This is a genomic window from Streptococcus sp. 9903 (assembly GCF_013276625.1).
GTDB lineage: Bacteria > Bacillota > Bacilli > Lactobacillales > Streptococcaceae > Streptococcus.
This window is the reverse complement of the sequence record NZ_VMLI01000010.1, coordinates 12,651-24,567: the sequence shown is the minus strand read 5'-3', so window position 1 is coordinate 24,567 and position 11,917 is coordinate 12,651. Positions and strand designations below refer to the sequence as shown.

At 43.0% G+C, this 11,917-nt stretch carries 11 protein-coding genes and 1 riboswitch; of the genes, 6 read left to right on the top strand and 5 right to left on the bottom strand.

Annotation, left to right across the window (positions count from 1 at the left end; translation table 11 throughout):
- Nucleotides 1–114: 114 nt before the first annotated feature.
- Nucleotides 115–729: a signal peptidase I gene (lepB, locus tag HT696_RS04845; RefSeq protein ID WP_001083986.1), complete on the bottom strand. Its 615-nt coding sequence runs from the start codon at nt 727–729 to the stop codon at nt 115–117.
- 3 nt (nt 730–732) lie between these two features.
- Nucleotides 733–1,614 carry a ribonuclease HIII gene (gene rnhC / locus HT696_RS04840; protein ID WP_173217963.1) on the bottom strand — a complete coding sequence of 294 codons (882 nt, stop codon included), beginning with the start codon at nt 1,612–1,614 and terminating at the stop codon, nt 733–735.
- Nucleotides 1,615–1,700: 86 nt separating this feature from the next.
- Here rnhC and zapA point away from each other — a divergent pair, with 86 nt between their 5' ends.
- From zapA to HT696_RS04810, 6 genes are all read left to right on the top strand, one after another.
- Nucleotides 1,701–2,003 carry a cell division protein ZapA gene (gene zapA, locus HT696_RS04835; RefSeq protein ID WP_000002019.1) on the top strand — a complete coding sequence of 101 codons (303 nt, stop codon included), beginning with the start codon at nt 1,701–1,703 and terminating at the stop codon, nt 2,001–2,003.
- Complete coding sequence (locus HT696_RS04830; RefSeq protein WP_000624512.1) at nt 2,000–2,548, top strand: CvpA family protein; 549 nt, start codon at nt 2,000–2,002, stop codon at nt 2,546–2,548. The genes zapA and HT696_RS04830 overlap by 4 nt, the downstream gene beginning before the upstream one ends.
- Before the next feature lie 103 nt (nt 2,549–2,651).
- Nucleotides 2,652–4,988, top strand: a complete 2,337-nt coding sequence (locus HT696_RS04825) for an endonuclease MutS2 (RefSeq protein WP_173217959.1) — start codon at nt 2,652–2,654, stop codon at nt 4,986–4,988.
- A gap of 163 nt (nt 4,989–5,151) precedes the next feature.
- Nucleotides 5,152–5,240, top strand: a riboswitch (glycine riboswitch).
- Between the two features lie 90 nt (nt 5,241–5,330).
- On the top strand, nt 5,331–6,653 hold the full coding sequence (locus tag HT696_RS04820) for a sodium:alanine symporter family protein (RefSeq protein WP_112444382.1): 1,323 nt from the start codon (nt 5,331–5,333) through the stop codon (nt 6,651–6,653).
- 131 nt (nt 6,654–6,784) lie between these two features.
- The gene (locus HT696_RS04815; protein ID WP_000206767.1) at nt 6,785–7,333 is read left to right on the top strand and encodes a carboxymuconolactone decarboxylase family protein; all 549 of its coding nucleotides are present in this window, start codon (nt 6,785–6,787) and stop codon (nt 7,331–7,333) included.
- Nucleotides 7,334–7,563: 230 nt separating this feature from the next.
- Complete coding sequence (locus tag HT696_RS04810; RefSeq protein WP_173283387.1) at nt 7,564–8,463, top strand: TDT family transporter; 900 nt, start codon at nt 7,564–7,566, stop codon at nt 8,461–8,463.
- Between the two features lie 24 nt (nt 8,464–8,487).
- Here the strand turns inward: HT696_RS04810 and serS are convergent, their stop codons facing one another.
- From serS to HT696_RS04795, 3 genes are all read right to left on the bottom strand, one after another.
- A complete protein-coding gene (gene serS, locus HT696_RS04805; RefSeq protein WP_173229334.1) occupies nt 8,488–9,762 on the bottom strand; it encodes a serine--tRNA ligase in 1,275 nt (424 codons plus the stop codon).
- A 213-nt stretch (nt 9,763–9,975) separates the two neighbouring features.
- Complete coding sequence (locus HT696_RS04800) at nt 9,976–10,347, bottom strand: DUF956 family protein (RefSeq protein WP_000079358.1); 372 nt, start codon at nt 10,345–10,347, stop codon at nt 9,976–9,978.
- Nucleotides 10,348–10,349: 2 nt separating this feature from the next.
- Nucleotides 10,350–11,714 carry an aspartate kinase gene (locus HT696_RS04795; RefSeq protein ID WP_173275577.1) on the bottom strand — a complete coding sequence of 455 codons (1,365 nt, stop codon included), beginning with the start codon at nt 11,712–11,714 and terminating at the stop codon, nt 10,350–10,352.
- Nucleotides 11,715–11,917 lie beyond the last annotated feature (203 nt).

The window sequence follows — 11,917 nt, the reverse complement described above, 5'->3', positions numbered from 1 at the left end:
GATTTTCATTGAGTATAACTTTGTTTCTATCTTAATCAAACTGGATAGTGAATAATCATATTCTCACGATAGAAGAAGAGGCTGAGATTGGGGATTCTCGGCCTCTTAGGTTTCTTAAAATGTTCCGATACGGGTGATTGGCCAGAAGCGGAATTTAGCTTCCCCTGTGATATCTTTTGCTTTGAAGGTACCTACGTGGCGGCTGTCGCTAGAAACCAAGCGGTCATCTCCGAGGAGAAGGTATTCTCCTTCTGGAACAGTGAAGCTAAAGTTGGTATTGTAGTTGACATCGACTGTGAAGGCTTGGGCTTTTTGAGCGATACTTCTAAAGAAAGTTCCTTTATTTCCTTCAAAGCCCTTGCCTGAGTAGGTGCTTTGGAGTTTATCATCCTTGAAACGTTTGATGTAGTCAGCTAGGTAAGGTTCGTCCGTTTCTTTATCATTGATGTAAAGTTTATCGTTCTCGTAACGGATAGTATCGCCAGGCATTCCAATTACGCGCTTGACGATGTCCTTATTGCCATCTTCCTCATGGGCAACCACGATATCAAAACGGTCAATAGGGAGGTGTTTGACAACAAAGAGGATTTCGCCATCCGCTAGGGTTGGATCCATGGAATGCCCTTCTACGCGGACATTGCTCCAAAAAAAGATACGACTTAAAGCTAGTAATGACAGAATCAGGAGGAACAATCCCCACTCTTTTAGGAAATTTTTAAATGAATTCATAACTTACCTTTCTAAGCGTTTTTTCGCTTTTTCAGTATTTTTAAAGTGCAGTTTGGCGCAGAAATTTAGTCCCTGCATACCATAGGCTTGTAAAATCTGGCTAGCCACCTTGTCAGAAGCCGTTCCAGCTCCACTTGGAAGTTGATAGCCCAGTTCTCGTCCCAGATTTTCAAGATTTTCTAGAAAGAGATCACGCGCAATGATAGAAGAAACTGCGACGGCCAAGTATTTGCCCTCGGCCTTTTCTTCTAGGCTAATAGGATTGCTGAAACGATTGGCCTCTTGCGCCAAGTACTTGTCATAATTTTTAGCACTGGTAAAGGCGTCAATCACAATTTTCTCGGGCTGGATGCCTTTTTGAAGGAGGAGATAGATAGCCTGATTATGGAGGGCAACCTTAACCGAAACAGCATTGTAGCGGTCTCCGATGACCTCGTTGTACTTGCTTGGTGAGAGAAGCAGTGCCTGGTGCTGGATTTTTTCTTTGAGGATAGGGGCAATCTGACGGATTTTTAGGTCGGTCAGAGTCTTGGAATCCCCTACACCGAGTTTTCGCAAGAAGGTATGCTGGTCAGGTGTGACAAAGGAAGCCACAACTGCAAGTCCACCAAAGTAGGAACCATTTCCTACCTCATCTGTCCCAATCAAAGGGAGATTTTGTCCGCTGGTTTGCTCTACAGCTTGATAGCCAAAGAAACGAGCGTATTTCTCAGCCCCTTCACCCTGAAGTAAGACCTTTCCAGAAGTATAGATAGAAACCGTTGCTTGGGGTAGCCTCAAAAAGTAGCGGATATAGGGATTCTTGCTGGGAGCCAGACTGGTTTGATAGTGTTCAAGAAAAGCCTGAATCTCCTTTTCACTTGGTGTGAGTGTTATACTTGCCATAGTTTCTATTGTACCATAAAAGCAGGCAAATTTGTAAAAACTGACAAAATTAGCGAATTTTGGTATAATATCGTGAGGTGAATTTTATGGCAAATCTAAATCGATTCAAATTTACATTCGGGAAAAAATCATTAACTTTGACAAGCGAGCATGATAACCTTTTTATGGAGGAAATCGCCAAGGTTGCGACAGAAAAATACCAAGCAATTAAAGAACAAATGCCTAGTGCAGACGATGAAACAATCGCTCTTTTGTTGGCAGTCAACTGTTTATCAACTCAGCTCAGCCGTGAGATTGAATTTGATGATAAGGAGCAAGAATTAGAAGAACTCCGTCACAAGCTTGTGACTTGCAAGCAAGAACAGAGCAAGATTGAGGATTCCTTATGATTTCACTCCTTCTTCTATTGGTCTTGGCTTGGGGATTTTATATCGGCTATCGGAGAGGCTTGCTCTTACAGGTTTATTACCTGATTTCAGCCATGGCATCGGCTTTTGTGGCCGGCCAGTTTTACAAGGGAATTGGAGAGCAATTTCATTTGCTGCTCCCTTATGCAAATCCGCAGGAAGGTCAGGGAACTTTCTTTTTCCCATCGGATCAACTTTTCCAGTTGGATAAGGTCTTTTACGCAGGTATCGGCTACTTGCTTGTATTTGGGATTGTCTATAGCATCGGTCGTTTACTTGGTCTCTTGTTACACTTAATTCCTAGTAAAAAACTGGGTGGCAAGTTGTTCCAAGTTTCAGCAGGGATCTTGTCCATGTTGGTGACCTTATTTGTCTTGCAAATGGCCTTGACCATACTAGCAACCATTCCCATGGCAGCTATACAAAATCCTCTTGAAAAGAGTATCGTCGCAAAACACATCATCCAGAGCATACCAGTAACAACTAGTTGGCTCAAACAAATCTGGGTGACAAATTTAATCGGATAAAAAGGGCAGGAGTTTTCCTAGCCCTTTGTTTACAGATTTGACTCGAATCTATCAGAATATAAAAAGCTACCACACCTAGACATTCAAAGACAAGGAAATAAAGATGAATAAGAAAATATTAGAAACATTAGAGTTCAATAAGGTCAAGGCTTTGTTTGAACCCCATTTGTTGACCGAGCAGGGCTTGGAGCAATTGAGACAGCTGGCTCCGACTGCTAAGGCAGATAAAATTAAACAGGCTTTTGCTGAGATGAAGGAAATGCAGGCTCTCTTTATCGAGCAACCGCATTTTACCATTCTCGCAATTAAGGAAATCGCAGGAGTCTGCAAGCGGTTGGAGATGGGGGCAGATCTCAATATCGAGGAGTTCCTCCTCTTGAAGCGCGTGCTTCTTGCTAGCCGAGAACTGCAAAGTTTTTATGCCAATCTGGAAAATGTCAGCTTGGAAGAGTTAGCCCTTTGGTTTGAGAAATTACACGATTTTCCGCAATTACAAGGAAATCTCCAAGCCTTTAATGATGCAGGTTTTATTGAAAATTTTGCCAGTGAAGAATTGGCGCGCATCCGTCGAAAAATCCATGATAGTGAGAGTCAGGTACGCGATGTCTTGCAAGATTTGCTCAAGCAAAAGTCGCAGATGTTGACGGAAGGAATCGTTGCCAGCAGAAATGGCCGTCAGGTTTTACCAGTTAAAAATACCTACCGCAATAAGATTGCAGGTGTTGTTCATGATATTTCTGCCAGCGGAAACACCGTCTATATCGAACCCCGTGAGGTGGTCAAACTGAGCGAGGAAATTGCTAGTCTGCGAGCAGATGAGCGCTATGAAATGCTTCGAATTCTTCAAGAAATTTCTGAGCGTGTCCGACCTCATGCGGCTGAGATTGCTAATGACGCTTGGATTATCGGCCATCTGGACTTGATTCGTGCCAAGGTACGCTTTATCCAAGAAAGGCAAGCAGTCGTTCCTCAGCTGTCAGAAAATCAAGAGATTCAACTGCTCCATGTCTGTCATCCTTTGGTCAAAAATGCCGTCGCAAATGATGTCCATTTTGGCCAAGATTTAACAGCCATTGTCATTACAGGTCCCAATACGGGCGGGAAGACCATCATGCTTAAAACTCTGGGATTGACGCAGGTTATGGCTCAGTCAGGTTTGCCGATTTTAGCAGATAAGGGAAGTCGTGTTGGTATTTTTGAAGAAATCTTTGCCGATATTGGCGATGAGCAGTCTATTGAACAGAGCTTGTCTACCTTCTCTAGCCACATGACCAATATTGTGGATATTCTTGGTAAGGTCAACCAGCATTCGCTCTTGCTCTTGGATGAGTTGGGGGCTGGTACAGATCCCCAAGAGGGAGCCGCCCTTGCCATGGCTATTCTGGAGGACCTTCGCCTGCGTCAAGTCAAGACTATGGCGACTACCCACTATCCGGAACTCAAGGCCTACGGTATTGAGACAGCCTTTGTGCAAAATGCCAGCATGGAGTTTAATACTGCAACTCTACGCCCGACCTATCGCTTTATGCAGGGAGTTCCTGGCCGAAGCAATGCCTTTGAAATTGCTAAACGTTTAGGCTTATCTGAAGTTATTGTAGGGGAGGCAAGCCAGCAGGTCGATCAGGACAATGATGTCAATCGGATTATTGAGCAACTGGAAGAGCAGACGTTAGAGAGTCGCAAACGCTTGGACAATATCCGTGAGGTGGAGCAAGAAAATCTCAAGATGAATCGTGCGCTAAAAAAACTCTACAATGAACTCAATCGTGAAAAGGAAACCGAGCTTAATAAGGCGCGTGAACAGGCTGCTGAGATTGTGGCCATGGCCCTCAGTGAGAGTGACCAGATTCTCAAAAATCTCCACAGTAAGTCCCAGCTCAAACCTCATGAAATCATTGAAGCCAAGGCCAAGCTGAAAAAATTGGCTCCTGAAAAAGTGGACTTGTCTAAAAACAAGGTCCTTCAAAAGGCCAAGAAAAAACGTGCTCCAAAGGTGGGAGATGATATCGTTGTTCTCAGTTATGGACAGCGTGGTACCCTGACCAGTCAACTTAAGGATGGCCGTTGGGAAGCCCAAGTTGGCTTGATTAAGATGACCTTGGAAGAGAAAGAGTTTGACCTTGTTCAAGCCCAGCAAGAAAAGCAAGTCAAGAAGAAACAGGTCAATGTCGTGAAACGAACTTCTGGTCGTGGCCCACAAGCCAGACTGGACCTTCGAGGCAAACGTTATGAAGAGGCCATGAATGAGCTAGATGCCTTTATCGACCAAGCCTTGCTTAATAATATGGCTCAAGTTGATATCATTCATGGTATTGGAACAGGTGTCATCCGTGAAGGTGTCACCAAATACCTACAAAGAAACAAACATGTCAAGAGTTTCGGCTATGCCCCACAAAATGCTGGAGGGAGTGGCGCAACTATTGTCACTTTTAAAGGATAGCAGTATTCTGGACTTTATAAAGTAAAAACTGTTGAACTAATTTTTACTAATAAACACATTGACAAAAGCCAACATTTTTTGTAAAATAAGAATCAATTAAATACCAACACCGAATGAAGTTTAATAGAAGTGGGGAATCGTTTGATTTTCCATGACTGTAAATGGACGGAACTCTGGAGAGACCGTAAAGGCACCGAAGGGGCAAGGCAGGCAACTGCTCAAACTCTCAGGTAAAAGGACAGAGCTAGGATAGACCGCTTTTTAGCATTTATCTAAGCATTCCAGAGTACATGTATCTTGCATGTGCTCTTTCTTTTGGGGTTGAAAAGATAGGAGAAGGAAATGTTAGAATTGCTTAAATCAATCGATGCTTTTGCTTGGGGACCGCCCCTCTTGATTTTATTGGTCGGAACAGGGCTTTACCTAACTATTCGGCTAGGACTCTTGCAGGTTTTGCGTCTGCCCAAGGCCTTTCAGCTTATTTTTATCCAGGATAAGGGACATGGGGATGTATCCAGTTTTGCAGCTCTGTGTACAGCCTTGGCATCAACCGTTGGAACAGGGAATATCATAGGGGTTGCGACGGCTATCAAGGTGGGGGGGCCTGGAGCCCTCTTTTGGATGTGGATGGCGGCTTTCTTTGGAATGGCTACCAAGTATGCGGAAGGACTCTTGGCCATCAAATACCGCACCAAGGACGACCATGGTGCAGTAGCGGGAGGTCCCATGCATTATATCCTTCTAGGGATGGGAAAAAAGTGGCGTCCACTTGCTGTTTTGTTTGCAGTAGCAGGAGTACTGGTTGCTCTCTTGGGAATCGGAACCTTCACTCAAGTTAACTCGATTACAGAATCTATCCAGAATACAACGACTATTTCGCCAGCTATCACTGCTCTCGTCTTGTCTGTCTTTGTAGCGATTGCAGTCTTTGGCGGACTCAAGTCCATTTCAAAGGTTTCAACTACTGTTGTGCCTTTTATGGCTATCATTTATATCTTAGGAACTCTTACAGTTATTTTCTTTAATATCGGGAAAATTCCTTCTACAATTGCTTTAGTCTTTACCTCAGCTTTTAATCCCCTTGCTGCGGTAGGTGGATTTGCTGGTGCTAGCGTTCGGATGGCTATTCAAAATGGTGTGGCGCGTGGTGTGTTCTCAAATGAATCTGGTCTGGGTTCTGCTCCCATTGCAGCTGCTGCGGCTAAGACAAATGAACCAGTAGAGCAAGGTTTGATTTCCATGACAGGAACCTTTATTGACACCCTCATTATCTGTACTCTGACTGGTTTGACCATCTTGGTAACTGGTGTTTGGAGTGGTGACTTGAATGGAGTGGCTTTGACTCAGTCAGCCTTCTCAACAGTCTTTTCACACTTTGGACCTGCCCTCTTAACCATCTTCCTTGTTCTCTTTGCCTTTACAACGATTCTAGGTTGGAACTACTATGGAGAACGCTGTTTTGAGTTCCTCTTTGGGGTTCGCTTTATCTGGCTCTACCGTGTGGTTTTTGTGCTCATGGTCTTGCTGGGAGGATTTATCGAGTTGGATATGGTTTGGATTATCGCAGATATTGTCAACGCCTTGATGGCTCTGCCAAACTTGATTGCCCTCTTGGTCTTGTCGCCAGTCGTTATTGCTGAAACTAAAAAGTATTTTGATAAATAATGGAATCACACACCGCGTGTGATTTTTTGCTTTCATAAAAAATTTCTATCAGTGTAATTTAAAATATATATTATACAAGGTATAGAATCTGTGATAGACTAGATTTCAACAACATGAAAAGAGGTTTTATGATGACAACATTTACAATTCATACAGTAGAATCAGCGCCAGCAGAAGTGAAAGAGGTTCTTGAAACAGTAGAAAAAGATAACAATGGCTATATTCCCAACCTAATCGGTCTCTTGGCTAATGCACCGACTGCTTTAGAGGCTTATCGTACTGTCGGAGCTATCAACCGTCGCAATAGCCTGACACCCGTTGAGCGCGAAGTCGTGCAAATCACGGCAGCCGTGACCAATGGTTGTGCCTTCTGTGTTGCAGGTCACACAGCCTTTTCAATCAAACAAATCCAGATGAATGATGATCTGCTTCAAGCCCTTCGCAATCGTACTCCAATTGAAACAGATCCTAAATTGGACACCCTAGCTAAGTTTACCTTGGCAGTTATCAATACCAAGGGTCGTGTAGGAGATGAAGCCTTAGCTGAGTTTTTAGAAGCTGGTTATAGCCAACAAAATGCCTTGGATGTGGTTCTTGGTGTCAGTCTAGCAAGCCTCTGTAACTATGCCAACAATCTAGCTAATACCCCAATTAACCCAGAATTGCAACCTTATGCTTAATTCATATCTGAGTAAAATGAAGTCTGAAATAATCGGACTTCGTTTTTTTTTTTTAATACTCAATGAAAGTCAAAGAGCAAACTAGGAGGCTAACCGCAGGTTGCTCAAAACAGTGTTTTGAGGTTGCAGATAGAAGCTGACGTGGTTTGAAGAGATTTTCGATGAGTATTAAGTCCTCATTTAAGCACTTTTATGATATACTGAAACTAACATGATTATTGGAGGTTAGGATGAAAAAACTCCCCTTAGTATTTTCAGGTTGTTTGCTAGGTTTGGCAGGAGCTGGAAATCTTATTTTAGATACGTTGCCGGTTCTGTCCCATCTGTTGAGTCTGACAGGTTTGATTTTGTGGATTTACTTTCTGATTCTTCATCTCTTTAATTGGAAGGAAACCAAGCAAGAATTGACCAAGCCCCCTCTTTTATCAGGGATGGCAACCTTTCCCATGGCTGGGATGATTTTATCAACTTATGTCTTTCGCGTATTCCCTCATCTTCCTTTGGTAGCGCAAGGGCTCTGGTGGTTTTCATTTTTCTTGGACTTGGCCTTGATTGCTGATTTCACCATCAAGTTTGCCTGTCCAGGTCGTAGGGTTCATGCGACTCCTAGCTGGACGGTTCTCTATGTGGGGATAGCGGTGGCTGCCTTGACCTATCCTCAGGTAGGCATCATCGAAATTGCCTATGCGACCTTGAGTTTTGGTTTTCTCTTGACCTTCTATCTCTATCCCCTTATTTATAGCGATTTAAAGAAACATCCACTCCCACTAGCCTTGCTTGGACAAGAAGGAATCTATTGCGCTCCCTTCTCTCTACTCTTGGCTTCTCTAGTTCGAGTTGGAGGAGCCAGTCTACCGACTTGGCTCTTGATTGTCATGATCTTGTCTTCTCAATCTTTCTTTTTCTTTGTTTTGACTCGCCTGCCCAATATTTTAAAACAAGGTTTTCAACCAGCCTTCTCAGCACTCACCTTCCCAACCATTATCACAGCTACTTCGCTTAAGATGGCTCAGGGAATCTTGAAACTTCCATTTCTGGATTATCTGGTAGTGGCTGAAACCGTTATTTGCCTCACTATTTTATTCTTTGTATTAGGCGCTTATCTGATTTGGTTACGAAAAAAGGTCTAGCTAGAAATAGCTAAACCTTATTTTTTATGGTTTGATAACTTCAGCTCCACCCATGTATGGACGAAGAACTTCAGGGATGGTCACAGATCCATCTTCATTTTGATAGTTTTCAAGAATAGCAGCCACTGTACGTCCAACTGCAAGTCCAGAACCGTTCAAGGTATGGAGCAATTTAACTTTGCCATCTGCTTCATCACGGTAACGGATTTGGGCACGACGGGCTTGGAAATCTTCTGTGTTTGAACAGCTTGAGATTTCACGGTAGGTATTTTGTGCAGGAATCCAAACTTCTAAGTCGTAAGTTTTGGCAGCTGAGAAGCCCATATCTCCAGTAGAGAGAGCAACGACACGGTATGGAAGGTTGAGTTTTTGAAGGATATTTTCAGCGTTGGCTGTCATTTTTTCCAATTCTTCGTAAGATTCTTCTGGCTTGGCAAATTTAACCATTTCAACTTTGTGGAATTGGTGCAAACGAATCAAGCCACGAGTATCACGGCCAGCTGAACCAGCCTCAGAACGGAATGATGGGCTCATAGCAGTGAAGTAGATTGGCAGGTCTTTACCGTCAAGAATTTCATCACGGTAGTAGTTTGTCAGAGGAACTTCAGCTGTAGGAATAAGGACATAATTGCTGTCGCTGAGTTCAAAAGTGTCTTCCTTGAATTTTGGATATTGACCAGTACCAAACATAGAGTCATGGTTAACCATGTAAGGCGTGATGACTTCCGTATAGCCTTCCTTTCCATGCTCATCCAACATAAAGTTGTAGATAGCACGTTCCAAACGAGCACCGAGGCCTTTATAGAAGAGGAAGCGAGCTCCTGTTACCTTACCACCGCGTTCCCAGTCAAGGATGCCAAGGTCTTCACCAAGATCCCAGTGAGCTTTAGGTTCGAAGTCAAACTCGCGTGGAGTCCCCCAACGGCGAACTTCCACATTGTCATCTTCATCAGCCCCAACAGGAACACTGTCAGCTGGGATGTTAGGAAGAGTCGTTGTAAATTCTGTCAATTTAGCATCGATGTCTGCCAATTCAGCATCCAAGGCTTTGACCTCAGCAGATAGAGTTTGCATGGCAGCAATCTTGTCATCTGCATTTTCCTTGTTGCGCTTAGCTTGGGCAATCTCAGCAGAAACTGTGTTGCGTTCTGCCTTGAGAGTTTCAACTTTGACCAAGATGTCACGACGCTTAGCATCGATTTCTTTCATCTCATTCAAGACAGCAGCATCTACACCACGTGTAGCCAATTTTTCTGCGACAGCATCAAAGTCTGTACGAATACGTTTGATATCTAACATAAGAACTCCTTTATGAAAAAAGCACACCTGACAAAGCGTTGGAGTGGCAGGGCCACGGTTCCATCCAACTTCACAGGTGTGCACTTGATTGTTTATGTAATTGTTACCAACGGTAGAATTTCACCTATCCCTCCTATCTGCTCGCAGCACCCGCAGACTTTCTGAAAGAAGAAGATAACCTACTTATCCGTTGCTATGATTATACTAAAGTTTCTACTTTTTTGCAAATAGATTTTTAAATTTTTGGCTAATTGTCTGAATCAGGGTAGGAAGTTTGACGACCTTGTCATTTCCCAGCTTTTCGCGTGCAATTTTGAGAATGGCACCTGAGTCTTTTGAAGCAAAGAGGAATTTTCCTTTGTCTGTAAAGACTTCGAAGTGGCGACTGATTTTTCGTCCAGTGACATTGGCTCCAATCTGATTGATATGGCTCCAAGGAATCTGGATAAATTGTTCGACATTGACATCTGGGTAAAATTCCAAGGCCTGATCTCCGACAAGGAATTTCCCAACTTTCCCAGCTATAGAGAGGTAGGAAGTGCCTGTCGTGCTGAGAAGCACTGTTTTATTAAGCGATTGGGCCATGATTAGTCTTCCTTACTTTCACCGAAAAAGGCATTGTAGAGGGCTTTGATAGCTGCTTTCTCTTGGTCTTTATTGACAACAAACATGATAGAAACTTCACTAGAACCTTGAGACATCATCTGGATGTTGATCTTATTTTCAGATAAAGCGCGAGTTGCAGTAGCAGTTACTCCGATATGACTCTTCATTTTTTCTCCAACAATCATAATGATTGAAAGGTCGTGTTCGATTTCTGCATGGTCTACTTCAGCCTTTTGAACCAACTGACGCAGGATTTCTTCTTCCTTGATAGGAGTTAGTTCGCGAGAACGGAGGATGATTGAAAGATCGTCGATACCGGTTGGCATATGTTCCCAACCGATGTTAAGATCTTCAAGGATTTGCAGAACCTTGCGTCCAAATCCAACCTCACGGTTCATAAGGTATTTAGACATATTAATGCTGACAAAGCCTGAGTCACCAGCAATTCCCACAACTGGAAATTCATCACTACTGTGTTTTAGAACGATACGAGTACCTGGATGGTCAGGGTTGTTGGTATTCTTGATAACTAGAGGAATTTTTCCTCGGTAGGCAGGAAGAAGAGCTTCGTCATGAAGAACTGAGAATCCTGCATAGGCCAACTCACGCATTTCACGGTAGGTTAACTCAGGAATCGAGTGTGGTTGGTGGATAATACCAGGGTGGGCTGCAAAGATACCATCAACATCCGTAAAATTTTCATAGAGATCGGCCTTAACCCCTGCAGCAATGATAGAACCAGTGATGTCAGAGCCTCCACGTGAGAAGGTACAGATTTGATTTTCCTTGGTAACTCCAAAGAAACCAGGAATGACAAGGACTTCATTTGCATTTGTCAATTCTTCAATCTTGTCATAACTTGATGGAATGATGCGAGCGTGACCAGGTTCACTTGTGACCACAATACCAGCTTCTCGAGGGTGCACATAGCGTGCATCAATACCATTTTGGTTAAAATAGGCAGCAATCAATTTAGCATTGTTATTTTCACCGGCTGCTAGGAAAGTGTCGTAGAGAAATTCATTTTCTTCAATAGGAAGAGTGGCCAAGGCACGAATGCTTTTAGAAATTTTTTCTAGCACAGCTGGTTTAAGACCTAGTTCACTAACCATAGCGGCATAGCGATCGATAATCCAGCTTTGGCTCTTGCTAATATCGTTACCAGCAACATAGTCGCGGTAGTATTTAATCAAGGCATCCGTAACCTTAGTATCTTCAGCATTGCGTTTTCCTGGTGCAGAAACAACTACAAAACGACGCTCTGGATCGCTTTTTACGATGTTTAAAACTTTTTCTAATTGACTAGCAGAGGCAAGAGAGCTACCTCCAAATTTAACAACTTTCATAAGAACTCCTAAAGTAAGTATTTTATACGATTATAGCAGAAAGAAAGCCTTTTTTCAATCTGGAAAATAAGATGTTTTCTAGCCTAAAGCGCGCCTTTCCAATCGGCTGAGACACTTTCAGTCAAATTTTTCTTGCTTTCTGTTCCTAAAAAAGATATACTTTGAAAATAAAATGATTTAACAATCAATGAAAATCAAAGAGC